This is a genomic window from Bradyrhizobium sp. JHI2711 (assembly GCF_056156565.1).
In genome coordinates, this window is the sequence record NZ_JBPZPT010000003.1 from 1,088,711 (window position 1) to 1,112,380 (window position 23,670).

General features: G+C 64.0%; 20 protein-coding genes, 2 tRNA genes and 1 pseudogene. 11 read left to right on the plus strand and 12 right to left on the minus strand.

What is annotated here, in order from left to right; all coding sequences use genetic code 11:
* The first annotated feature begins 93 nt into the window (after positions 1 to 93).
* From ACTEK7_RS27385 to ACTEK7_RS27395, 3 genes are all read left to right on the plus strand, one after another.
* Entirely contained in the window at positions 94 to 792 is a 699-nt protein-coding gene (locus ACTEK7_RS27385) for a Crp/Fnr family transcriptional regulator (protein WP_225148797.1), read from the plus strand.
* A gap of 154 nt (positions 793 to 946) precedes the next feature.
* Entirely contained in the window at positions 947 to 1,321 is a 375-nt protein-coding gene (locus ACTEK7_RS27390; protein ID WP_225137431.1) for an Hpt domain-containing protein, read from the plus strand.
* Between the two features lie 151 nt (positions 1,322 to 1,472).
* Positions 1,473 to 1,721 carry a hypothetical protein gene (locus ACTEK7_RS27395; protein WP_036024694.1) on the plus strand — a complete coding sequence of 83 codons (249 nt, stop codon included), beginning with the start codon at positions 1,473 to 1,475 and terminating at the stop codon, positions 1,719 to 1,721.
* Between the two features lie 69 nt (positions 1,722 to 1,790).
* Here ACTEK7_RS27395 and ACTEK7_RS27400 read toward each other — a convergent pair whose 3' ends face one another.
* Positions 1,791 to 2,420: a helix-turn-helix domain-containing protein gene (locus tag ACTEK7_RS27400; RefSeq protein ID WP_225137433.1), complete on the minus strand. Its 630-nt coding sequence runs from the start codon at positions 2,418 to 2,420 to the stop codon at positions 1,791 to 1,793.
* Between the two features lie 335 nt (positions 2,421 to 2,755).
* Between ACTEK7_RS27400 and ACTEK7_RS27405 the strand changes: the two genes are divergently transcribed.
* Positions 2,756 to 3,919 (plus strand): hypothetical protein, encoded by a 1,164-nt coding sequence (locus tag ACTEK7_RS27405; RefSeq protein WP_225148796.1) that lies wholly within the window; start codon positions 2,756 to 2,758, stop codon positions 3,917 to 3,919.
* A gap of 596 nt (positions 3,920 to 4,515) precedes the next feature.
* Positions 4,516 to 5,730 carry an EAL domain-containing response regulator gene (locus ACTEK7_RS27410; RefSeq protein WP_225148795.1) on the plus strand — a complete coding sequence of 405 codons (1,215 nt, stop codon included), beginning with the start codon at positions 4,516 to 4,518 and terminating at the stop codon, positions 5,728 to 5,730.
* A 3-nt stretch (positions 5,731 to 5,733) separates the two neighbouring features.
* On the opposite strand, the gene ACTEK7_RS27415 is transcribed toward ACTEK7_RS27410, so the two are convergent.
* The 3 genes and pseudogenes from ACTEK7_RS27415 to ACTEK7_RS27425 form a co-directional block, all read right to left on the minus strand.
* Positions 5,734 to 6,018, minus strand: a complete 285-nt coding sequence (locus ACTEK7_RS27415; RefSeq protein ID WP_036024702.1) for a hypothetical protein — start codon at positions 6,016 to 6,018, stop codon at positions 5,734 to 5,736.
* 167 nt (positions 6,019 to 6,185) lie between these two features.
* Positions 6,186 to 7,045 (minus strand): annotated as a pseudogene (locus ACTEK7_RS27420) (DMT family transporter).
* Positions 7,046 to 7,474: 429 nt separating this feature from the next.
* On the minus strand, positions 7,475 to 8,593 hold the full coding sequence (locus ACTEK7_RS27425) for an FAD-dependent oxidoreductase (RefSeq protein WP_345944136.1): 1,119 nt from the start codon (positions 8,591 to 8,593) through the stop codon (positions 7,475 to 7,477).
* A 336-nt stretch (positions 8,594 to 8,929) separates the two neighbouring features.
* Here ACTEK7_RS27425 and ACTEK7_RS27430 point away from each other — a divergent pair, with 336 nt between their 5' ends.
* The 3 genes from ACTEK7_RS27430 to ACTEK7_RS27440 are packed head-to-tail and all read left to right on the plus strand — an operon-like array spanning position 8,930 to position 13,500.
* A complete protein-coding gene (locus tag ACTEK7_RS27430; protein WP_225148738.1) occupies positions 8,930 to 12,112 on the plus strand; it encodes a hypothetical protein in 3,183 nt (1,060 codons plus the stop codon).
* A 1-nt stretch (position 12,113) separates the two neighbouring features.
* The gene (locus tag ACTEK7_RS27435) at positions 12,114 to 13,100 is read left to right on the plus strand and encodes a hypothetical protein (protein WP_036008531.1); all 987 of its coding nucleotides are present in this window, start codon (positions 12,114 to 12,116) and stop codon (positions 13,098 to 13,100) included.
* A 7-nt stretch (positions 13,101 to 13,107) separates the two neighbouring features.
* Complete coding sequence (locus ACTEK7_RS27440) at positions 13,108 to 13,500, plus strand: hypothetical protein (protein ID WP_036008533.1); 393 nt, start codon at positions 13,108 to 13,110, stop codon at positions 13,498 to 13,500.
* Positions 13,501 to 13,808: 308 nt separating this feature from the next.
* On the opposite strand, the gene ACTEK7_RS27445 is transcribed toward ACTEK7_RS27440, so the two are convergent.
* The 5 genes from ACTEK7_RS27445 to ACTEK7_RS27465 all read right to left on the minus strand — a co-directional run bounded on the left by ACTEK7_RS27445 (position 13,809) and on the right by ACTEK7_RS27465 (position 17,814).
* A tRNA-Ser gene (locus tag ACTEK7_RS27445) sits at positions 13,809 to 13,897 on the minus strand.
* 88 nt (positions 13,898 to 13,985) lie between these two features.
* Positions 13,986 to 14,591 carry a GDYXXLXY domain-containing protein gene (locus tag ACTEK7_RS27450; RefSeq protein ID WP_225148739.1) on the minus strand — a complete coding sequence of 202 codons (606 nt, stop codon included), beginning with the start codon at positions 14,589 to 14,591 and terminating at the stop codon, positions 13,986 to 13,988.
* Positions 14,592 to 14,596: 5 nt separating this feature from the next.
* Positions 14,597 to 15,868 (minus strand): DUF2157 domain-containing protein, encoded by a 1,272-nt coding sequence (locus ACTEK7_RS27455; RefSeq protein ID WP_225148740.1) that lies wholly within the window; start codon positions 15,866 to 15,868, stop codon positions 14,597 to 14,599.
* Between the two features lie 291 nt (positions 15,869 to 16,159).
* Positions 16,160 to 16,675: a nuclear transport factor 2 family protein gene (locus ACTEK7_RS27460; RefSeq protein WP_225138582.1), complete on the minus strand. Its 516-nt coding sequence runs from the start codon at positions 16,673 to 16,675 to the stop codon at positions 16,160 to 16,162.
* A gap of 77 nt (positions 16,676 to 16,752) precedes the next feature.
* Entirely contained in the window at positions 16,753 to 17,814 is a 1,062-nt protein-coding gene (locus tag ACTEK7_RS27465; protein ID WP_225148741.1) for an aldo/keto reductase, read from the minus strand.
* Positions 17,815 to 17,906: 92 nt separating this feature from the next.
* Between ACTEK7_RS27465 and ACTEK7_RS27470 the strand changes: the two genes are divergently transcribed.
* Positions 17,907 to 18,809: a LysR family transcriptional regulator gene (locus tag ACTEK7_RS27470; RefSeq protein WP_225148742.1), complete on the plus strand. Its 903-nt coding sequence runs from the start codon at positions 17,907 to 17,909 to the stop codon at positions 18,807 to 18,809.
* Here the strand turns inward: ACTEK7_RS27470 and ACTEK7_RS27475 are convergent, their stop codons facing one another.
* Together ACTEK7_RS27475 and ACTEK7_RS27480 are read right to left on the minus strand one after the other, a co-directional pair.
* The gene (locus ACTEK7_RS27475) at positions 18,810 to 19,790 is read right to left on the minus strand and encodes a Bug family tripartite tricarboxylate transporter substrate binding protein (protein ID WP_225148743.1); all 981 of its coding nucleotides are present in this window, start codon (positions 19,788 to 19,790) and stop codon (positions 18,810 to 18,812) included.
* A gap of 74 nt (positions 19,791 to 19,864) precedes the next feature.
* On the minus strand, positions 19,865 to 21,505 hold the full coding sequence (locus ACTEK7_RS27480; protein ID WP_225148744.1) for an FAD-dependent oxidoreductase: 1,641 nt from the start codon (positions 21,503 to 21,505) through the stop codon (positions 19,865 to 19,867).
* 111 nt (positions 21,506 to 21,616) lie between these two features.
* On the opposite strand from ACTEK7_RS27480, the gene ACTEK7_RS27485 reads away from it, so the two are divergent.
* Positions 21,617 to 22,528 (plus strand): LysR family transcriptional regulator, encoded by a 912-nt coding sequence (locus ACTEK7_RS27485; protein WP_225148745.1) that lies wholly within the window; start codon positions 21,617 to 21,619, stop codon positions 22,526 to 22,528.
* Between the two features lie 35 nt (positions 22,529 to 22,563).
* On the opposite strand, the gene ACTEK7_RS27490 is transcribed toward ACTEK7_RS27485, so the two are convergent.
* Positions 22,564 to 22,653 (minus strand) — tRNA-Ser (locus ACTEK7_RS27490).
* Between the two features lie 136 nt (positions 22,654 to 22,789).
* Here ACTEK7_RS27490 and ACTEK7_RS27495 point away from each other — a divergent pair.
* Positions 22,790 to 23,653 (plus strand): alpha/beta fold hydrolase, encoded by an 864-nt coding sequence (locus ACTEK7_RS27495; protein WP_109141810.1) that lies wholly within the window; start codon positions 22,790 to 22,792, stop codon positions 23,651 to 23,653.
* Positions 23,654 to 23,670: the final 17 nt, after the last annotated feature.

Genomic DNA, 23,670 nt, shown 5'->3' on the forward strand with positions numbered 1-23,670 from the left:
GCCGCGAGGATGATGGAACTTACCCGCGCACCGCGTGAGTGCAGGCGTGCGATTCCCAGGTGCAAGGGTACGGAGGAGGCAGCTTTGGAAAGCATGGCGCGTCCGTCCAACGGTTTCCTGTCCGCACTGTCGGCAGACGATTATGAGTTGATCCGCCCGCACCTGCGAACTGTGGATCTGCCCCACGGGGCGGTGCTGGTCGAGACCGGCGAGACGCTCATGCGCGCCTATTTTCCTCACCGCGGCGTCATCTCGCTGGTGGTTGAACTGGCCAAAGGCGAGCATGTGCAGGTCGCCATGATCGGCCGTGGCAGCCTGCTCGGAACGCTCGCCATCGAGGGTGATGCGTGTGCGTTGAACACCGCCATCGTGCTGGTTCCCGGCGCCGCCTCGGTGGTGGATCTGGACCGCCTGCGCATGGCCGCCGATCAGAGCAGCGCCCTGCGCACGCAGCTTGCGCGTCACGGGCTGGCGGTCTACGCCCAGGTGCAGCAAACCGCGGGCTGCAACGCCGCTCATCCGGTGGAGTCGCGGCTGTCGCGCTGCCTGCTGCACACGCATGACATGTCGGGCGAGTCGCGTCTGCTGCTGACACAGGAGACCATGGCTCAGATGATCGGGGCCCGGCGCAACAGCGTGTCGCTGGTCGCCAACTCCCTGCAGCAGGCCAATTTCATCCACTACAGCCGCGGACACATCCAGATCACCAACCTGGACGGGCTGCGCCAGACGGCGTGCGAATGCTACTCCGCCGTGAAGGCCCAGTACGACCGGCTGCTCGGCCCGCCCTGAACGCCGCGGTCGCTTGGTAAACCGCGGGCTAATGCCGGCCTGCAAACACCAGCCATCCTGCTACCAGAACTGAAATTCGAAGGCCGTACACACGCGACATGCCTCGCGCGGCGACGTGCCGCGCGACACGAATCGGGATGAGGCAGGCTAGGCCATGTTTGACGTCGCCGTCCCGCTTGCGAACGCGATCGATGCCGAACCCGCGCGCGAGCCGCGCGCGTACGAAGCGCTGGTGCGCGAGATCGGCGAGGACGGTGCCGGCGAAGTGCGCGACGTGTTCTGGAGCGAGACCTGCGCGCGCCTGGAATCGTTCCGAACGCTCTCGCCTGCGCAGCACCACGCCAGGATCGCGCGCGAAGCACATTCTTTGAAGAGCGCGGCCGGAACGTTCGGCTATCTCAGGCTGGCAGCGCTGGCGCTCCGGCTGGAGAAAACCGCGGAAAGCCTCGGCGAGACCGAATTCCGCGCGCTGCTGGACCAGATGGATGCGGCCTACGCCGCCGCGCATGCGCAGGAGCCGCAAGGCTAGCTCGCTTGGGATGCGCGCTCGTCGCGCTGCTTCGCGTGAAAACGCTCCGAACTACTCGCGCGTGCATTCCCGCCGTACTTCTACGGTTTGCGATTTTCACAGATGGCTAATCATAGCTGGCGATAGTCCCGGAAAACCAGGAGGGTTTTCCATGTTCACCTACGAGACCGCAGACCAGAAGGAGGTTCGTCGCTTCCGGATCGCACAGTTCAACGGCCGGATGGCGACGGTGAAGGCCGGCGAGTCGACCGTGACCGGCTTCGTGCGCTCGGTGCTGGAGCAGGAATCGAGCATGCCCCCCCGCTGGACCATCACGATCATTCCGAGCGCGCCGAAGGAAGAGATCAAGCCGCTGCGTCCCACCTCGCGCGCACGTCCCTTCGCCGAAGACTATTTCTGAGCGCCACGAATTTCCCAACTTTCGAGATAGGCGTCGGGTCTCGCCCGACGGCGGGCGACGGGCCCGGCCTCAGTCGATCGAATGCAGCAGCGCCGCACGGACGAGGTCCGCGGTGTTGCGCGCACCGAGCTTGCGCATCGCCTCGGCGCGATGGCTCTCGAAAGTGCGCGGACTGATCTGCATGCGAAGCGCACCCTGCTTGTTCGAGTAGCCTTCGCTGATCAGCCTCAGCACCTCGCGCTCGCGCCTGGTCAGCCGCTTCTGGCCCGACGGGCCGATCAGATCGGCGCTCGGCGGCCGCGGCGGTTGCAGCACGCGGACGGCCTTCGATTCCGCTTCTTCGGACGGGCTGGGTAAGCCGCCCTTGGAGCCGCCCTTGGGCGGGCCGGCGAGCTGCTTGACCAGGCCGCAAACGCGCTCGGTCTGGGCCAGCGCGTTCTCCACCACCCGCTGCAAATAGGCGCGATCGCCGGTCGCGGGGACGAGCTGATCGCTGTGGTGCTTGATCTCGCCCATGTAGAGCAGCAGCGCGGTCAGGGGGCCATTGAGCTCGCGGGCGATGGCAGCCCCCATTTCGTCGGCCGCCTTGGCACGCAAGGCGCTCAGGCGGGCGAAATCGAGCTCTTCAGCTGAAGCAGCGCTGCTTTCGTGCCATGCCGACGGCCGCGAATCGGTGGCCGTATCATTCTGTGACCCCATGTCACTCGTTTAGCGGAACCGGGGCGGGTCTGTGATTAACTTTTTGCTCCGTATGACTACGGTGATTTAGACGGTTTTACGCTGAAATGACGACTTCGGCACAATTTGTGCTTGCGCGGTGCCGCACGCGACCATGCAGCGGTTGAGTTTTCTGCCGAATGCTGGGCTGGGAACGGGAAAAGCTCCTCGGCGAACGCTTTGCTCCGACATCCACCCCCCGGATTTTACGGATTAATTAACGGCGACTTGCTTCTCTAGGGAGGTTGAGAGCGCGCAAATGCCTCCACGCATTGGACCCGCAAGCCCGCGGGACACGCTGCGAAAGATTGCGTGCCATGGACGAGATCGACCGGCTATCGGAATTTCTGCAGAGGCTGACGCCGCTGTCGCGCAGCTGTCTGCTCAGCGAGCTCGAACGGCTCGAGCTGTGCGGCATCGAGATGCCGGGTTCGGCCGACATCCAGGCCCGCTTGCGCGCCGAATTCCGCAAGGACGGATCGACCCAGGCGCGCGCCACCAGCCCGTCGCGCTATTTCTTCGCGCCGCTCGAGCTGCTGCTGATCGACGGCGCGCCCGAGCATGCCAACATGGGGCGGATCTCGCGCAATACCCTCACCCCGATCTGGGAATGGATCTGTCGCGACCTGCTGCCGACCATGGCGCGCGACTACATCAAGGCGATCGGCGACCAGGTCGCGGCCAACAACCCGAAGGAAGTCCAGAAGATCGCCTCGACCTTCCAGATCAAGGTCGTCAAGGTCCTCGAGAGCACCCTCACCTCGCCCGAGAGCGCCGAAACCGCACGCGCCAAGCTCGGGCAATATACGGCCTCGCGCACCGCCTTCGACGACGTCGTGAAGATGCTGCATGTGTTGCGCGCCGGCGATGCACTGCCGAAGTTCAACGCGAAGCTGCCCGAGAAGATCGCGAAGTTCGACGACGGCCAGGTCGCCCAGATCACCGCGCAGCTCGATGCCTTCAAGAAGGCGCATCCCCAGGCGCTGCCCTTCGCGCTGGCGCTGGTGGCGCGACGCCTGAAGACGTCCTGGCAATTGGTGCGGCTTGCTACCCGAGCCGCTGCGAGCAAGGCCGCCGCAGACGTCGCCGCCACCCCCTATGCCTGCGTCGTTCCCATGGTTCTCGACCGGCTCGACGACAAGCGCCTCGCGCTTCGTGTCGCACTCCGGCACAACCGGGTGCTGATCGCCCGCGACCTGCTCGCGGACATCTACGACACCGAATATGCGCTCAAGGTCCGCATCGACGGCATCGAGCAATGCGAATGGGGCGTCCGGCTCCAGCAATTGATGGATGCGATCGCGGCGCTGGTTTCCGCCGAGGTGAGCCGCTTCCCTGCCAATGTCGGCCACATTCTCGGCTCGCGGCGGCTGCGCAGCCACGACACGCTCGGCGGCAAGCTGTCCTATCTGGCCTGGAAGGGACGCGACGCGATGCAGGACGGTGCAGCGGCGTTCCGCAAATTGATCGGGCAAACCTAAAGCGCGATACGATTAGGATGAATCGTATCGCGCTTTAGGTTGTTGTTTGAGCATGATCTTTCCGGAAAACCGCTGCACACTTTCCGGATCATGCTCTAGATCCGGTTCGGCCGCGAAAAGCCACGATGCGCCGCGCGGCTAGCGCGGCAGGCACAGGAAGCGATCCATGAATCGCCCTGACAGCACGAACCTGAACCACCAATACATCATTCGCCGCATCGACATAGCTGTAGTCCTCGACAGCCCTCCACCGGCTCGGGGGAGCTTTAGCGCGAGCGCGGCAACGCGCGTGTGATGTGCTTCACATTCTCGGCCGCCGGCGCGGACCCGTTGTCGCATGACCGTCACGAGCGAAAGGCGGCGGTGCGCGCATCGCGGGAAGACGCAAGCGTGAAAGCCGCCGCCGATTCACGTTGCGCCGGCTTCATCGCCGCCGCGGGACAACCGCGCGCGTGCACCCAAAGATTTCGTCGACAAATTAGCTCGAATTGCAGGGCTTAACGTTACTCAGATAATTCAAGAACGATGTGAAGCTCTCCTTATTTGAACCCACGCTCCGCGTTTAAGAAACCGTCACGGAACGGGAGTGGTGTACGATGAACGATGGGATGATTGAACTCGTCGGACGAAGGCCTGTGACCTTCGGACGGCGAAAGGTGACGCCGCGCGCCTGCGTGGCCGACAGCAAGCGTCACTTGCGCGCGTTCCTCAGCGAGATCCTCGAGGATCTCGGCTTCGTCACCTGCGAATGTGCCAGCGCCGACGAGCTGAAGACGGTGCTCGCGAGCGAATTGCCGGACCTGATCCTGCTCGGCGTCGCCGCCGACGGCATCGAGCCGGGACGATTCCTCGAAGTCCTGGTGCGTGAGGCATTTGCCGGCAAGGTTCTCGCCGTCGGCGCCCGCGATTCGATCATCGTCAAAGCCGTGCGGCAGGTCGGCGACGAATATGGCCTTAGCATGCTGCCGCCGCTGACCACGCCCTTTGCCGCGGAGACGCTGCGCGAGCGCGTTGCGATGCTGCTGCCGGAGGAGCCGGCGCCGAGCCCGGCCGTGCATGTCGGCGAGGCCTTGCATGCCGGCTGGCTCGAGCTCTGGTACCAGCCCAAGATCGACGCGCGCACGCTGGTCCGCAACGGCGCCGAGGCCTTGGTGCGGATGCGGCATCCGACCTGGGGCGTGGTGCCGCCGGCCTATTTCATCCCGGAGCCGCACGATCCGCATTTTCGCGAGCTGTCGGAGTTCGTGATCGATCGCGCCATGCAGGACTGGCACTATCTTCTGGAGCAGCAAAGTCCGGTCGATCTGTCGATCAATCTTCCCGCCGCCTATCTCAGGGAGCCGCAGGCGGTGCGCGATCTCTGCCGCCGCGTGCCGACGCATCCGGCCTTCGGCGGATTGACGGTCGAGATCGACAGCGAGGAGGCGATCCGCGAACTCGATTTCCTGGCCGAGGTCGCGCGCGAGGTCGGCCTGCACAATATCGGGCTGTCGATCGACAATCTCGGCGCCAACTGGCCGTCGCTGATGGACCTCGACAAGATTCCCTTCGTCAAGCTGAAGGCCGACCGGCAGTTCGTCACCGGCAGCGGCGGCGATCGGCTGAAGCGCACGGTGTGCCGTCACATCGTCGAGCTGGCGCAGACCTTCGGCGCGCGCGCGGTGGCGCAAGGGGTCGAGAGCCGCGCCGACCTCATCGCGGCGAGCGAGATCGGCTTCGATGTCGTGCAGGGCTTTCTGTTCGGCAAGCCGATGCCGCTGAAGAAGTTCGCGAAGGCCGCGCTGACGCGAACGGTGATGGGGCAGCAGTGAGGCCTAGCGGCAGACCCAGACGCCGTTGACCAGCACGCGGACGCAGGCTGGCGCGACGACGGCGGCTCCTGCGGCTGCTGCACCGACGGCGGCGCCACCGACCACGGCACGACGCGTCGTTCGACGTGCGACGCCCGCGACACTCGCCGGCGTCGCGGGCCGCCCGACGCGGGCTTCCGCGCTCTGGATCGCGAGTGAAAGACCGTCCTCTGCCGACCACTGCACCGAGCCCAATGCTGCGCAGACAACAACGGCGCCGGCTAACCACAATTTGGTTCGGTGTCGCATGACGTCCTCCTTCGCTCGAGGTTTTGACCAGGCTATTTCCTCGTAAAGGCAGACACCGCGCCGGGACGGGCATTGATCTAGATCAAGGTTTGGCGGTCGCATGACAATGGCCCCAGATATCGATCACCCGCCCCCCGCACGAAGCAGGCCGAGTGAGGCGAGAGGCTTTAGGCAAAGCGCCGCGCGAAGAAGACGCAGGCGACGACGATTGCCGTCGCGGCGATCATGCTTGCTGCCACGGGCTCGCCGAGCAGGAGCCCGGCGAGCGCCAGACCGAAGAACGGCTGCAGCTGCTGCAGCTGGCCGACGCGGGCAATGCCGCCGATGGCAAGCCCGCGGTACCAGAAGATGAAGCCGACGAACATGCTGAAGACGGAGACGTAGGCGAGCCGATCCAGGCGGGCACCTTGATGTCGCTCCAGCTCGGCGGCCACGTCAGCACCGCGAGCACCAGCATCAAGGGCAGCGCGAGCAGCAGCGCCCAGGAGATCACCTGCCAGCCGCCGACGCGGCGCGACAGCGCGGCGCCCTCGGCATACCCGAGGCCGCACAGCACGATCGCGGCGACCATCAGGAGATCGCCTTGAAGCGAGGCCGCGCCATCGCCGGTGAGGGCAAAGCCGGCCACGGTGGAGCTGCCGAGACAAGCGAAGAGCCAGAACGGCGGCCGCGGCCGCTCGCCGCCGCGCAGCACGCCGAAGATCGCGGTCGACAGCGGCAAGAGGCCAATGAAGACGATGGACCGCGCGGACGTGATGTGCTGGAGCGCGAGCGCCGTTAGCAGCGGAAAGCCGACCACGACGCCGACGGCGACGATGGTGAGCGAGGCGAGATCACGGCGCTGCGGCCGCGCCTGCCGGAGCAGGCCGAGCACCGCCGCCCCGATCAGCGCCGCGATGACGGCGCGCGCCGACGTCAGGAACAGCGCCGAGAAGCCGCCGACGGCCACGCGCGTCGCCGGCAGCGAGCCGCTGAAGATGATGACGCCGAGAAGCCCGTTGCCCCAGCCGCTGGCGGAAGAGTGCATGTTGGTCTCGCTTGGTGGGGCGGTTGGCCGGGTGTCGGGGCGGTTGAACGGCTCGCGTTGTGGCATGGAACAACAGAAGTGCGAAAACAACCCCATGCACAGTAGACGGGGGTTGCAAGATCAATGGGTTAGGTGGGAGGCGGGATTGGGTGCGGGTCGGGCGGGGTTTCGGGAGGCAAAAAGTCTAGAAAACGTGCGTTGTCGCGGCTGTTCGGCGGATCCGTGCGAGCCGACGAGATTGGCGGCGAGCGGTGCGGTCCATTCCGAATGACATCTGCCGTCATTTGCTTCGTCGGGCAAAACAGGAGCATAGTGGCATCATCGCAGGAGGTCGGACTGGCGGGGCTTTGGCCCGGGTCTCGTGGAGGCGTCCGACGCCGGACGGTGCGCGTTTTGTGCACTGTCACCGCAACATCATCCAGCATCCGCTCAGGCGAATCGAGAATAGCGCGAAAGCTGAAAGAAGGGCTCTGCGTCGTAGGACGGATCGGTGGCAAGGCGCGCAAGCCTTTGCCCGATGGCGGGCGCGAATTTCGCACCATGGCCTGAACACGCGGAGCAGACGATCAGGCGGGACTCCGGCCAGCGATCGATGATGAATTCCTCGCCCGCATCGGGCCGGCGGTCGGCGGGCGCGGTGTTGGTGTAGAGGCAGACGTCGCGATCGATGATGGGCCCGGCCGCGCCCGGGACGAGGGCGGCCAACGCTTCGCCGACCGGGCGGAGTTCGGCATCGGTGGCCTGCGGGCCCCAGTCGTCGGGGCCGACCACGGGCCCGTGGTTGTGAGGCGCCGCTTTGACGCCGCGCTGTTCGAAGTCCGGAAAGCCGTAGACGGTGTCATCAGGACCTCGGTCCAGAATGAAGATCGGAAAACGACCGAGCGCCACGCTCTCGGGGCTAGCAGGCGCGAACCAGCCGACCGCCTGTCGGGTCACGTTCAGCAGCGGGGCGAGTGGCGGGAGTGCGCGACCGAGCCATGGGCCCAGCGCCAAAATCGCGCGCTCGGCGAAGAACTCTTCGGTATCAGTGCGGATCGACACGCCGTCGTGGTGCGGCGTGAAGCTCGCGCGTTCCGGAATCACGCGGTCGCGAGCGCGTGCGCGCATCAGTTTCATGACGACCTCGGTGTGCAGGATCGCGCCACCGTCCTGCACGACGACGTCCCAGTCGTCGGGCAGCTTGAAAGCCGGAAATTCCTGATTCGCTTGAGCCGCGGTCAGCATCGGATCCGGGCGCCCTTTCGCGATCGCGGCCGCGCGCGAGGACGCTACCATGGCGGAGCCGGGGCGGCCGGCCTCCAGAACAGGGGTTTCCGTCAGAATTGTTTGACCGCTTTCGGTCTGCAGCCGGATCCAGCCGGCATGAGCCTCGTCGCTCAGGCTGGTGTAGTTGGGGTTCTCGAAATTGAAGCGACGGAAAATGCGACATGATCCATGGGACGAGCCTCGATCCGAGCCTGCTGCGACAGGGTCGAAGCCGAGCGCATCGACGCCGGCATCCAGCAATGCGCCCAGCGCTGCTCCGCCCATGAGCCCCAGACCCAGCACGGCGACTTCGCATTTTCGCATGAAGGCCTCGCGAGGGATGCTACGACGCGGAGATCATCGTGATGAATTGGCATGTTTGCAAGGTTCACGGGAGGCGATGACGGCCGCATCGACAAAGCTGTATCAGATCAATGGGGCCGCATCAGCGCGATCAGGTCCCTTTCTTCATCGACGACCTGCTCGGCGAAACATCCGGTGCCGGGCTACTCGACACAAAGCAATCAACCGAAAATAGAAACCATATTGACGTTCGCCAAACATTGGCTACTATCACGAGTTGTTTTTATTTCTTACCAGTAGATTTTTTAGGATTCCTCACCTACGGGAGGACTCATTATGCGAGTTTATTTTCTCCTCGTTCTGATGCTGAACATCATATTTGCAGGCACCGCTTGCGCGGCAGGCATAGGCGAGAACGAATGGAATTCGTTCCGCAAGATTTATCCCAATCACGTTCAGACCATCGCACTCTCCAGAGCAGATGCGACCGGCCATTGCGTGCTCATCATCAGCGAACCGCCATCAGATACCCTTCCGAAGCGGTCATACCCGGAGTTGTTGAAATCAGTCTTCCGCGATCACCTCAGCGGTGTTGAAATCAAGAAAAAGAGCATCGGGCTCGGAGGATGGGTCGAAGATCTCGTTGTCTCGCTCAACGGCTACAGTGACCCGCGACTTCTCAATGACGACGTTGGGTACTTGGCCCAGGTCATGTGGGGCACGACCTACAAAGCGCCGATCCTCGATTTGTCCAATCTGAAGCCAGCGGAGAAATGGTCAGCCCCGCTAAACGTCTCCATTCGCCATACGGAACTCAAGGGCTGGCTGGTCGACGGAACGATGAAACTGTTCCCCGTGGAGTTCACTGCGGCGAACCCGATGACACTGTCCCAACTAGTCCAGCAAAAACGGACCGGCACCTATTTCACCACTGAGCGAGGCGTCGTCTTGCTTCTGATCGAAAGGAACCGCAACTTCGAAGAATACCGAGCCGATTTCCGGAAATTTGCACTCGACTCTGATCTAGTCGTGGGGGCCATCCGCATTGGACAAACTCATCTTGCCTTGATCGGTAGAGAAAGGGAGACCTCGCTCCAAGCGATGCCGCCTCTGCGGTTCGAGACCGCCCGTTTGCTTGCGACCACCGACAAGGCGGAGCTTGCACAGAGTTACGAACGAAATCAGCTCTTCGCCGGCCGCCTGGAGAAGGGAGAATACGCGGGCAGCGATTGGGCGCCCATCTATTTGTCGCCGGAGCTGATCAATTCGGAACTGGGCAGCACCTTGAACCTGACCGATCAGATGTTGAAATCGTGGTCGATGGCAGGCGCCGTTCAGTATCACGGCTTCGACTATCCAGTTCCGCGCTCATTTCCCTTCGACGGGAAGCCGATAATGCAACAGGCTCAAGCGCGCGAACCGAAAATCGAGCAGACCTTGTTCAACTGGAATACGACCGGCGCGTATTCGCTGATGAACCACCCCATGAACGGCGGAACAGCCTGGCAAACACTCGCGTCGCTGAATTCCGGCTCGCTTCCGGTCATATACAAGGATGAGAGCCAGCCGGCATATGATGCCGTATTTGGACCATTCGAAGACGCCGGATACACATATTTTCGAAGCCTGCGCGACCCATTGTTAGCCCGCGTGACCTCCTATCAGGTTATTTTTCAGAGCACGCGAGATCACCCCTTGCCGACGGCCTTGCCCATCCACAAGGCTGTGGCGGCAAACGTCGAATCGGTGCGCGCAAAAATCGAAAAGTTGCTCAAAGCAACCCTCAACCTCGCCGCCATGGACGAGAACACGCTCGTAAGCAGCTGCGAGATTGCGGCGATTGCCGGTGAGTTCCGAAGCGCGGACGCGTGCAAGCAAGCAATAGCGCGGACCGTGTTGACGGCGGCCGCCTATCAGCGCGGCTCACCTGCATTCCGCAAAGCTCTGACCGATTTCCTGCTTGACCGAAACCTCGGACAAAGAGTCGGCAACGTCGATCCCGACCTTACCGATCACGCCCTGATTGATTTCGGCTTCGGAACGACAATCAGCTTACCTCCCGAATTGGAGGACGCCGCCGCCTTACTGGCTTCACGCTATTTCGTTCAAAGCGTTCGAATGATTGGCGCAGTCAAAGACGACGACCGCCGCGATGTGTTTGCGATCTACAGCATGGATCAAGCCGAAGATCCGGATTCTTATATTCAAACGGCCCGCGTCGTACTGTCGTCGAATCTGCAAGGCGTAGTTGGCGGCCACAACCTGAGTGGAAGGACCGCTATCGTCGAGACCGATAGCGCGGTCGCACCCGGCAGCTCGAAACTCCTGAGTCGCGGAAACAGAGATGTCATCGTTCTAAATCCCGCCGATGCGGACAAGGCCGGAGTCGTTGCACGCAACGTCGAGAAGCAGGCGGCGAGCGGGACGAGCAACGATGCTATTCAGGCGCAACTTCAAAAGACGCTCGCTAAGAGATTCCCTCAACGCAATGTTGTTGCCGCGCTGAATCTCAACAGCGCTCCCGCCGCGGGGCGCGGATTGGCCGTTCTTCGTGATGGCCAATTGCAGCCGTTGCGGCAGGTCGGCCTTTACCCGAATCAGGCCGCGGTCGCGCTGAGAGCCGATGTCGTTGCTTTCGCCAAGCAGCTCAATCTGTCCGTGATCGTCGTAAAGGACGGCAACGACTTTGTCGTGATCTGCGTATTTTGCGGCAGCTCAGGTCAAGAAATGCGAGCGCTCAGTCAGAGCTCCTTGCGTGAGAGCGTCGCCATGGCGATGAAACAGGCGCCAGAGGGCACGGAGTATCGAATCTATTTCCGGGATTTCGCCGCAGATCAGGTGGAGGCGTTCCAGCGAACGATGGCCTTTGCGGATGGACCGCCTTTGCCACCACCACCGCCAGGCCCACCACCAACCATCACCGGGCCTGCGGGCGAGCCTCCCTGGCGTCGCGGGGCCGGCGGTGGATCAGGGAACTCTGGAAACCCTGGTGGTACGGGAAAGAGCGGCCCCGCCGAGGGCCGGTTGCTGATCTTCAAGCGAAACGTCCAGGATGCTCGTCAGATCAGGATTCGGGCGCGCGACGGCGACTCTTTCAGGATCCCGGAGCAAGCGGAAGTTCAGGCGGCATATCTTCATTTGAATCTCGCTGTGAACTGGCGGGGCGGAACGATTAAGGCCGTAGCCGTGCCCACCAAGTCGGACGCATCGATGAGCTTCGAATTGGTGGTCCCGCGGGAGGCCGCAGTAACTCCGTCTGCCAACATGACTGGTCGGCTGGACATAGAATTGTCGGCAGCTGCGAGCCCGGCCGATCGCAAGACCGTCGCTGATGCAGCCCAGGTGACAGATCTCAAGGGCTCGTTCCGCGAAGGCGTCCAGCAGTTGATTGATCGGCTGCGAAACCTCAAGGTCAGCGGCAACAAGATCAAGGATGTAAAGTTCTTTTTCCAGACGAGTACATTCGACGCTGTCATAACGGAGAATTGGATGTCTTCGGCGGCTCGAAAGCGAGGTTGAGTTGAGCATCGCTGGGGCTACATCCCCGCAAGAATGCGTTCTTCTGCTCGCCATTCCGTTGACGGTGGAAGAGGTAAAAGGTGACCTGAGTTCGCTGGACCATCACGACTATGCACGATCAATCGAGGGTGCGGACTTTCTTCTGCCGGAGGCGGTTTTTGAGACACATTTTCGTCCGGTGGCGGACGCCTGGAAAATCTGTCGGCAGCGGGTGGAGCCTCTGGGTGTCAAAATCATCGAAAATGCCTCGTCGGCGGAGGTTCGACGGGTTCTCCGCGACGGATTTCGCACGATTACTATTTTTGGGCATTGGAAAGGACATCAAGTGCTGGCTGGAGACATTATCGATCCAGTGGCAGTGGCAAATCGGCTACAGGACAGCACCGATGAAATGGCGGAATTGATCCGCCAGGCCACGGATTTATCAGCCATGCAATGCATAGCGGCACAGTCCAGCGCAGAACCGATTAGCGCGCGCGCGGCACTGGCCGAACAACTGACGACGGCCATTGAGGCCGAACAGGCGTTATTCGACCTGGACTTTCAGGGAAGTGATTCTGTCGGCCTGATGCGCCAGGAGCTGAGCGAACTCAATCGGCGGGCAATCGACACCTGGCTCGCCGGGACGATGATAACCGGCAACCGGCTCGAGTTGCGGGACGGATTATTCTCTCCAACACAGGTGGCCGATTTTGGATTCTCCGAGTTTGCTGGTTGCATCCATCTTGGGAATTGTCATTCGACCATTTTGCAGCGAGCGCTGGCATCTCCATCACGCCGCGTTCTTGGGAATGAAGAGATACTCCTCCCCCTCACGTTCTTCGAGGTTTACAGCACGGTCGTTGCCCTGCTTCGTCCCGAGAGACCCAGCTACCCTGAATTGTGGCTTGAAGTGCTGGAACGCCTGCGCGGAGCGGAGCCTGATCACGCTCAGCTGTCCTGGAAGGAATGTTTCATCAAGCGTCTATCCGGTTTGTTAAGAAGGTGATCTGAAAATGGGCGAGCCACATACGCTTCGCGACGTTCTCCAGCAATTTGACAGCGTGACCGCGCCTGCCGGCGCGACGAAATCCAAGATCGATCGGCAAGCGCTCAAGGAGCGGCTTGATGTCGTCGAGCGAAGATGTCAGCAGCAATACATCATCTGGCTGAGCATTCTCGCGATCGCGTTCATCTTTGCGGTTCTCGTGGTCTGGCTCCTTCTGGACAATCCCAAACATGCAGTGGCGGTCATCGGAGCAACTGGCTTTACCGTCGGAACCATTCTCCCAAAGCTCAGGCAGGTCGAGCGCGAAATCTCACGCATTCGACTGTTTAGCGCGCTTGTTGTTAGCGTCAGTGACGATCAGTTGCCTCCGATGGTGAAGGTATTGGTCAACAAGCTTTGATTATCGCCCCATCCTGCGTGCGAGGCCTCGCAGGCCCGCGAGGGCAGACGTTGAGATTTCTGGCCTGAGATTGCGGTCAACCAAGCCGATCGTGTCGCGATGACGCCACTCGGTCGCGTCATCGATCTTACCCGACACCAACCTTGTGCAAATCGTCGGCCAATTCTGTCTGTCCGGCAATTCGCCGACGGGGGCCTTCGGTCGGCGACCAATACAGCAACTTGAATATTTTCGGCGCTCCCACCGTCATGTCACAACGACCCAACAAGAAAGGCCTGCTTCTGAAGGAGGTTGCATCACAGAGATCGTGGCGGAGAGGGAGGGATTCGAACCCCCGATAGGCTTGCACCTATGCCGCATTTCGAGTGCGGTGCATTCAATCACTCTGTCACCGTCCTGAAGAGCGCCATTGAGAGGGTGCGGCCCTCCCGCAAGCGGGAGAGGTGAACCAGCGCCACGGCCATCGATTGTCCCAGCGCCATCCCCTAATACAACGGCTCCTCATACACCGGCTCGCCGTCGAGCAGCAGCCGCTTGATCGCGGCGCGGCCTGAGGGCAGCACGGCGGCGACGATGCGCAGCTTTTGCTGGTTGCGGGCCTCCTCGAGCTTCCTGCCCTCACCTTCGGGCACGAAATAGCTTTCGAGGCCGTATTTGATCGGCAGCTTGTCGCAGAACCTTCGCCGGTCGTCGCCGCAGGACCCGCCGTAATTGCCGACGCGGCCGCGGATCAGCACTTCGGGCGCGGTGACCTTGACCGGCTCGGCATGCACTGAGACCGCCTGATAGACGCCGTCGGTCCTGGGCGCGAGCTTGACGAACACGGTCGGATGGCGCGCGGCGGCGGGCTTGCCTTTGAGCGCGCCGGCCGGCACTTGCGAGATGTCGTAACGGAGCACGACATAGTCGCCGCGCAGGAGATCGCGGGGATCGACGGGCTGGGTTTGCAGGGTGACCTCGACGCCGTTACGCAGGATCTGCATGCGGTCGGCGACCATCAGGACCAGCAGCGCGCATTGGATCAAGATGGCGACACCGAACAGCACGGCTTTGGGGATGCGCCGCCAGAATGCGGTGAGGGGTGCGATCATCCCGTTCATCGCGCGGCCCTCGGCAGCATGCGGTTGAGCGCAGTGGCGAAGGCGACGGCGGCGACGCCCGCCACTGCCAAGAAGGCCGAGCGGCGCAGCAGCGAGCCCTTCACCGCCCAGGTAATGCCGGCGATGACGCCGGCCATCCCGAGCCAGCCGGCGACGATGCGCGGCCGCACGTCGTCGAGCATGCCGGAGACGACGAGACACAGCATGGCCGAGAGCAGCGCGGCATAGGCGAGCCAGGATTCGCCGGCCATGGATGCCGGCCAGACCGGCGCCGCGAGCAGGACCAGCCCAATCGCGCCTGCTGCAAGGAGTTCTCCCGCGCGCCTGGTGATCGCAGCCGAGGCCAGCGCAAGGATCACGCCGGCATTTCCGCACGCGATCGCCCAAAGCGGCTGGCCCGCAATGGACCCCTCGCGAAAGCGGACGAGATCGTCGACCGTCGTCACCTCCAGGAACGCGGCAATGGCCAGTGAAAACGCGCCGTAGATCGACAGCACGCTGCCGAGCCGGAGCGCGCGCGGCGACGGCGCGGCGGCGATCGCGAGCCCGGCGCCGAACAGCAGCGCCGCACCGCTCGCGAGCACGAAGGACGGCTGGGTGCCCTCGAATTCGAAGCGGAGCGAGGTCGCGATCCACCACGGCAGCAGCGCGAGCGCGACGAGATGAGCGGCGACGCGGGAATTCCAGGCGAAGGCGAGCGCGGCGGCGATGAGCCAGACCGAGACGTAAGGAAGATGCAGCACGTCGGACGCGTCGGTGATCCGCATGCAGGTCCAGATCGAGGCGGCTACGAGGCCGACCGCGAGCGCGCCGCGCGAGCCGGTCAGCAGAGCCGCGGCAAAGGCGCCGATCGACCACAGCAGCATGCCGCCGGCAAAGTCCTCGCCGAGGTGGTACATCTGGCCGACCAGCGCGATGCCGGCGCCGAAGATGATCGCACCGATGCTGGCGCAGAGATCGGCGAGAATTGTGTGCTCTCGCGCGGCGAACCAGGCGCCGAGGCCGCCGGCAACAGTCATGCCGGCGAGCAGGATCGCGAACCGCGCCAGCCGCGCGATCTCGGTCCAGTGCGCCGCGACGAAGGCGAGGAACGCGGCCGCGATCAGGAGGCCGCCGACGATGCCGACGACCATTGCGATGTTGATGCCGGCCGGAAGCGGCGGCAGCGCATTGCGGATGGCGACAGCCGCCGCCGGCGCGATCACGCCGTCGGCCTCCCATCGCGCAAGATCGGCTTCGAGGCGCCGCCGGTAGGTTTTGTCGAACATCGTCCCTAAGATCACCTGGCGCCCGCCGGATGGCGGGACCTTGCTAGGTCGGATCGTGCGGGCGATGGGTTCAAGCTCCTCCTCGCGGCAGGGGGTGATCGCATATGGCTCTTTGCGCGAGCTGAGCGCGCGCCTCGTCCTTCGAGACGGCGCTACGCGCCTCCTCAGGATGAGGCTAAGCGGCATCGGAGCCCGCCAAACTCGCGCCACACACTCGGTCCTCATCCTGAGAGCCCGCAAGGGCGGGCGTCTCGAAGGATGGCCACAAGCGACATCACTCTTTTCTGCGGCCTATTGCGCAGGCAAAGGAATGCGCCGCAGGACGTCGTCATAGGGTGCGAGGTCGAGATAGGCCGTGACCTCCGCCGCCTTGCCGTCCTGCATGAGCAGGATCCACGCGTAAGAGTTCGCGTAAGGCTTGCCGTCGCGCGCCACGCCGCTGCCTTCCCAATGCGCGATGACGTGGTCGCCATCAGCGAAGATCCTCACGGAAGTGGGGCGGACCGGGGTCGACAACCGGCTGGCGAACGGGCGGACCGCGCGATCAACGAACACATCGCGGCCCCGGAATTCGCCGGCGCTGGGGCCGGACCCCTTGATGCGCCAGACCACGTTGTCGTGCAGCAGGTCATTGAAGAAGGTTGTTCCTCCGGCCGCCCAGCGATCGAACGCATCGGTGACGATCCGCTTGTTGTCGTCCTGGATCGAGTTGGCCTGTCCACAAGGTGCGGCCGTCGTCAGGGTGGATGCCGTGACGATGACCGCGTAGACGCAGGACGCGAGTGCGCGATTAAGCAGGGTTGCCATTGGTGTCTCCCTTTCTGGTGCCAGATGCCGTCTGCCCCGAAGTGATGCGCGCATGGTCGGTCGCGTTGTTGCTCGACCTACCCGCGCCGGGCGACGGTGGCGCCGCCGAAGATGAGCTGCTCGACCATCGGGCGGCGCAGGAAGCGGCCTGGAAAGATGGGATCGGGCGCGGTCGCCTGGTCGAGGCGCGCCATCTGCTCGGGCGACAGCGAGATCCCGACCGCGCCAAAATTGTCTTCCGCCTGCTCCAGCGTGCGAGCCCCGATGACCGGCGCGGTGACCGCGGGATTGGCCAGCGTCCAGGCAATGGCCACCTGCGAGGACGTCGCGCCGAGCTCCCAGGCGACGGATCGCACCGTCTCGGCCGCGTCCAGCGATCGCTCGTTGAGAAGGCCGGATGACGCGATGATCGAGGCGCGTGTCGTTCCGACGGCGCGGTCCTGGGAATCCCTGAGATCGGCCCGGCTGTACTTGCCGGTGAGCACGCCGCCGCCGAGAGGCGACCAGGGCAGCACACCCAGGCCGAGGCTGGCCGCCAGCGGAATGAGCTCGTGCTCGACGGTGCGCTCGACCAGATTGTATTCGATCTGCAGGGCCACGAAGGGCGACCAGCCGCGCAAATCTGCGATCGTCTGCAGCTGTGAAATGCGCCAGGCCGGCGTGTTGCAGATGCCGACATATTGGACCTTGCCGCTGCGCACGAGATCGTCGAGGCCGCGCATCACTTCATCCGGCTGCGTGGTCGCATCCCAGCTGTGGAGGTAAAGCAGGTCGATGCGATCGGTCTCGAGCTGCCGCAGGCTCTGCTCCACGGAACGAACCATGTTGAGCCGGTGGTTGCCGCCGGAATTGGGGTTGCCGGGATCGCGGGCCATGGTGAATTTGGTGGCGAGCACGAGACGATCGCGCTTGTCGCGGGCGAACTCGCCGACCATGCGCTCGGACGCGCCGTTGGTGTAGTTCACCGCGGTGTCGATGAAATTGCCGCCGCGGTCGACGTAGAGATCGAAGATCCGCCGTGCCTCGCCGGGATCGGATCCCCATCCCCACTCGGTCCCGAAAGTCATCGTGCCCAGGGCAAGGGGGGAAATGCGCAGGCCGGAACGGCCAAGCAGGCGGTATTGATCGAGCGACGTCATCAGAGCCTCCTTCGTATGGGTCGGAGATAGCCCCCGGCGAGAGGTGAGAGAAGTTGGCCAATGATGACTGGGGTGGTAAGCCTAGCTAACCAATGACCACGGACCTGAACCTCGTTGCCGTTTTCATCGCGGTCGCGGAAGCCAAGAGCTTCCGTGGCGCCGCCGAGCGGCTCGGGGTGACCCGATCCGCCGTGAGCCAGGCTATCCGACGCATGGAAGACCAGCTGGGCGTGGCTCTCGTGCAGCGAACGACGCGCAGCGTCAGTCTGACCGAAGCCGGCCTGCGCCTGCACGAGCGCGTGACCCCGGCGCTCGCCGAAGTCGAACAGGCGATCAATGGCGCCCGCGACCGTGACGCGCAGCCGACGGGGCAGCTGCGTCTTGCCGTCTCATCGATCGCCGAGCGATTCATTCGCGGTCCGTTGCTGGCCGAATTCACGCAGGCTCATCCCGGCGTGCAGGTCGACGTGACCGTGACCGACGAGGAATTCGACATCGTGGCCGAGGGCTTTGATGCCGGCGTCCGGCTCGGCGAAGTGATCGAGCAGGACATGATCGCCGTGCCTGTTTCGGGCGATCAGCGCCAGCTGGTGGTGGCCGCTCCCGCCTATCTGGAGCGGTTCGGCGCGCCTTCGCACCCGCGCGAGCTCTCACAGCATTGCTGCATAGGGTGGCGGCCGGCGCCGCACGTTGCGCCCTACCGCTGGGAATTTGCGGAAGGGGGGCGCGAGTTCGACGTCGCGGTGGAGCCGAGGATCACGACCAACGACATGTGGGTCATGGTGCGGACCGCCTGCGCGGGAGGCGGCCTGACATTCGGCATGGAAGAGACGTTCAAGCCGTATATCGAACGCGGAGAATTGGTGCCCGTGCTGGAGGAATACTGTCTGTCTTTTCCAGGCTTTTTCCTCTACTTCCCGGATCGGCGGAATCTTCCGCCGAAGCTGCGCGCGCTGGTCGATCACGTGCGTTATCGGGGAAGCGGAAAACGCTAACTAGTTTGCCTTGATGCCGGCTTCGCTGATCAGCTTGCCCCATTTCGCGCTTTCGTCCTGAATGAAGCGGCCGAACTGCTCGGGCGAGGTCGGCGCAGGCTCCGCGCCGAGGGTGCGGATCTTCTCCGCCACGGCAGGGTCCTTCAGCGCCTTGGTGAAGGCCTCGTTCAGCCGGGCGATGACATCCGCAGGCGTGCCGGCGGGAGCAACGAGCCCGAACCAGCCGACGGATTCGAAACCGGCAAGGCCGCTCTCGGCCAGCGTCGGCACGTCGGGCAGGGACGCAAGGCGGCGCGCCGAGGACACGCCGATCGCGTTGAGCTTACCGTCGAGGATCAATTGTCGCGATGCCGGAATATCCAGCACCGCGAACGGGACATGGCCTGCGAGAACATCGACCGCCGCCGGCGCCGTCCCGCGATACGGGACCAGCTCCATCGCGATCCCGCTTCTCTGCGTGAACAGCGCGGCGGTCAAATGCATCGCGGTCGAGTTGCCGCCATGCCCGATCGAGAGCCCACCCGGCTTCGCCTTGGCGAGCGCGATGGTCTCCGCAGGTGTGCGCGCCGGAATATTCGCGGACGCGACCAGCACAAAGGGAATTTCCGCGAGCAGGGTGATGGGCGCGAGATCCTTCAGCGCGAACGGCATTGCCGCATTGAGGTGCGGATTCACGGTCAGCGCACCGGCCGGCGCGACGCCGAGCGTGTAGCCGTCGGGCTTGGCCTGCGCGACCGCGGCCATGCCGATGTTGCCGCCGGCGCCGGCGCGGTTCTCGATGACCAGGCCCTGCTTGAGCTCGGCGGTGACCAGCGGCTCGAGCGCGCGGATGACCGTGTCGGCGCTGCCGCCGGGCGGGAAGGTCACGATGATCTTGATCAATTGCTCGGGATAGGCGGCTCGGGCCGCCGCCACCGGCAACAGTGCGAAAGCGGCGGCCGTCAGCGCGGCCAGGATGCGGCGTCTTGCAACGTGAAACACGGTCTCCTCCTTGCGTTCTGTTCTTGAAACCAACTTGGCGAGCTGCGCCGCCAGGCCGTCGGCTCGTTGTCGTCTTACGCCGCAGCGCCAGTGATACGTGCCAGCAGACCTATCGGGTTCTCCGGCGCGGACTGCCCGCGCCAGGCGATGTGCTGGTCGGGCCGCGCCAGCACGAGCTTCTCGGCATAGGCGCCGTTCGCCTCCTCCGGCGCGACGTCGACCAGCGCGAGCGGCACGCCGCGCGCCTTTGCAGCGTCTTGCAGCCGCGTCACATCGATCGCCGGATCGAAGCGCAGCAATGTGTAGCCGGGGCCGAAGGCATCATAGAGCGAGCGTCCGTCGCGCAGGAACAAATGCGGCGCGCGGGCGCCCGGCACGGTGGAGGGCGTGAAGCTGCCCATCGCGTAAGGCGGCGGCGTCTCGCCGTCATAGGCGATGATCGGCGAGGCGTCGTAATAGTAGCCGAAGTTGAGGCCGGCGCAGCAATATTGCTGCACGTTGAGATCGTAGGCCGCTTTCGCCAGCGCCGCGCGCGCCGCCTGGCCGCGCGGCGTGTCATCCTCGATCTCGGCGGACACGCCGCCGCGCTGCGCCATCATCTTCATCGCATGGTCCATCGCAAAGCGCGACACCTGCTCGGTGATGGGCTGCCGCTCCGCCTCATAGGCATCGAGAATCGCAGCCGGCGCCCAGCCGTTCAGATGCGCCGCCAATTGCCAGCAGAGATCGACGGCGTCCGCAATGCCGGCATTCATGCCGTAGCCGGCATAGGGCATCCACAGATGCGCGGCGTCGCCGCAGATGAAGACCCTGCGGTCGCGGAAGCGGTCGGCCACCAGACGCCGTCCGACCCAATCCTCCTTGCTGAGCACGCGGTATTCGAAGCGCTCGTCGACGCCGAGGATGGCACGGATGGCCCAGTCGCGATCGACCGAGTCGAACTCGGGCTCGTCGGGCTTGAGGTGATTGTGGATCAGCCAGCGGTCGTGGCCGTCGATCGCAACAACGGTGCCGGAGCGGCGCGGATTGAGCGAGAGCACCATCCAGGCCGGCTTGTGCGCCCCCATCAGCTCCTTCAGTTGCGGCGCTTCGATGAAGGTCGACTGCACGCGCTGGATCACCGGCGTGCCGGACAGGCTGGCACCGATTGCTTTTCTGACGAGGGATCGGCTGCCGTCGCAGCCGATCACGAAGCTGGCTTCGATAGGAAACGAATGTCCGCTGTCGAGATCGCGCGCCAGCGCGACGACATGGTCGTCGTGCTGCTCGATGTCGGTGATTTCCGTGCGCGCCAGGATCTTGATGCGTGATTGCGCCGCGGCATGGCTGAACAGGATCGGCTCGAGATAGACCTGGTTGATCCGGTGCGGCGGCTCGGGCGTCGGCCACCAGGTGTCGGGGCCACCGGTCGCGCTATAGCGGCGCGCGCGGGAGGGAATGTCGATGCGGCAAAGCTCGATCCCGGTCGCCGTGGTCCGATAGGAGCAATCGTTGGGAAAGTCCGCAGGGAGCCCCGCATCGCGCAAGCGGGCGGCAACGCCGAGCCGTCGAAAAATCTCCATCGAGCGCGCCGACACGTGATTGCATTTGACGCTGGGCGGATCGCCGGCATGGCGGATTTCCGCGACCACGACATCGATTCCGCGCGAAGCGAGATCCATCGCCGCGGTTAATCCGACGGGCCCGGCCCCCACCACCAGCACTTGTGCTCTCATGCTCGCTCCAATCCTTGCCGCGGATTCTTTTCGTCCGCACAGCATGCATTTTATTGCAGGTCCGTTTATGCGATGAGTCGGAAAGAACTCATCAATTCATGAGATTTCTCTATGAATGTCACATTGCGCCAGCTGCGGATCTTCACCGGCGTGTATCGGACGCGCAGCATCACGCGGGCCGCCCGCGAGCTCGGCATCACGCAATCGGCGGCGAGCCTGTTGATCCAGCAGCTCGAGGCCCAGCTCGGCGTCAAGCTGTTCGACCGCTCCACGCGCTCGGTGCAGCCGACGCTGGCCGCCGACGAGGCGTTCGCCGCCGCCGAGCGCATGCTGAGCGATGCGCAAGGCCTGTCGCGCCGCATGCGTGACCTCGCGCAGGCCCGCGCAGGCCGGGTCGTGTTTCTCGCCTCCGCCGGCACGGCATCGGCGCTGCTGCCCATGGTGCTGGCGAAATTCCGCACTGGTCATCCCGACATCGAGATCGACATGCGCGATGTCGCCGCCGACGATCTCGTGCCACGGCTGAGCACGACCGACGCCGAGTTCGCGATCGGCAGCGTGGAGGGCGAATTCGCGGACATGACGATCGAGACGCTGACGAGCGGCCGCCTGAGCGCGATCGGCCGTCGCACCGCGGACTTCGCCGCGCGTCGGTCCCTAACCTGGGACGAGCTGGTGCAACTGCCGACGATTGCGATGCGCAGCGAGACACGCATCCGCATGCAGATCGATCAGGCCCTGAGCGCGCAGGGCAAGCGCCTCGATCCGACCTATGAAGTGACCCTGATCAACACCGCGCTCGCCATGACGGCGCAGGGCCTCGGCCTCGCCATCCTGCCCGCGACGATGCTGCCGGCCGACCAGTTCCCGACACTGATCGCAAGACCGCTGGTGCGCCCCGCCCTCACCCGCCCCGTGTCGCTGCTGCAGCGCCAGGGCCGAACGTTGTCGCCGGCGGCGCAGGCGTTCGTGACGACGGCGCGGATGGTGCTGGCCGGCCGAACGGCAGCAGCATCAGGCTGATTTTGCGGAGCTATTTGGAAGCGTCGTGTTTGATATGGCGGAGAGGGAGGGATTCGAACCCCCGATAGGCTTGCACCTATGCCGCATTTCGAGTGCGGTGCATTCAACCACTCTGCCACCTCTCCTGAAGGCGCCATATTAGGAGCTGGGCCCCTGTGGTTGGGGGCGTTAATAGGCGAGGATGGCGGGCCAGACAAGGCGCGAAAGGGGAAAATCCGCTGCCTCTTTTCGCCCGCTATCCCGCTTTGGGAAGGAACTGCCATGGAGCATCTGACGGTCACCGCCAATGGCGCCAAATTCCACGTGGCTCGTGCCGGAAGCGGCAAACCGCTGCTTTTGCTGCATGGTTGGCCCGAATTCTGGCTGACCTGGGAGCCGGTGATATCGAGGCTTTCGGACCGATTCACGCTTGTCGCGCCTGACCTCCGCGGCTTCGGCGACAGCGACAAGCCAGGTGGACCATACGGACCGGACGGCCATGCCGCCGATATGCTGGCGCTGATGGACCGGCTCGGCATCGACCGATTCGGCGTCGTCGGCCACGATGTCGGCGGCGCTGTCATGCAGCCGCTGGCCCGGCAGGCGCCCGAGCGGATGGCGGGCCTCTTCTTCTTCGATTTCGTCTATCCCGGGATCGGGCCGCGCATGGCCGCGCCCGATAGGCTCAACCACATCTGGTACCAGTCCTTTCACCAGATGGAGATGGCGCCACAGCTCATCGGTGCGAGCCGGGAGAGCTGCCGGCTCTACATCAGCCATTTCCTCAAAGGCTGGGCGCACCGGACAAACGCCTTCGACGACGTGCTGGACGCCTTCACGGACAATTTCCTGAAAGCCGGCAACCTCGCCGGCGGCTTTGCGCATTACCGCGCCTCGCATGCCGGGCGCGTGGCGATGATGAAGGGCGAAGCGCCGCCACTTCCGCCGATCGCGGTGCCGACCTGCGTGCGCTGGGCCGAGCACGATCCGCTGTTTCCCTTTGGCTGGACCGACCGGCTGTCCGAGACCTTCAGCGATCTCGACCTCGAGATGTTTCCCGGCGTCGGCCACTTCCCGCATCGGGAAAATCCGGATCGCGCGGCACGCGAGATCGCCGCGTTCTTTGCGCGCATCGGCTGGAGCTGAGGAGAAAAACGGGGTGG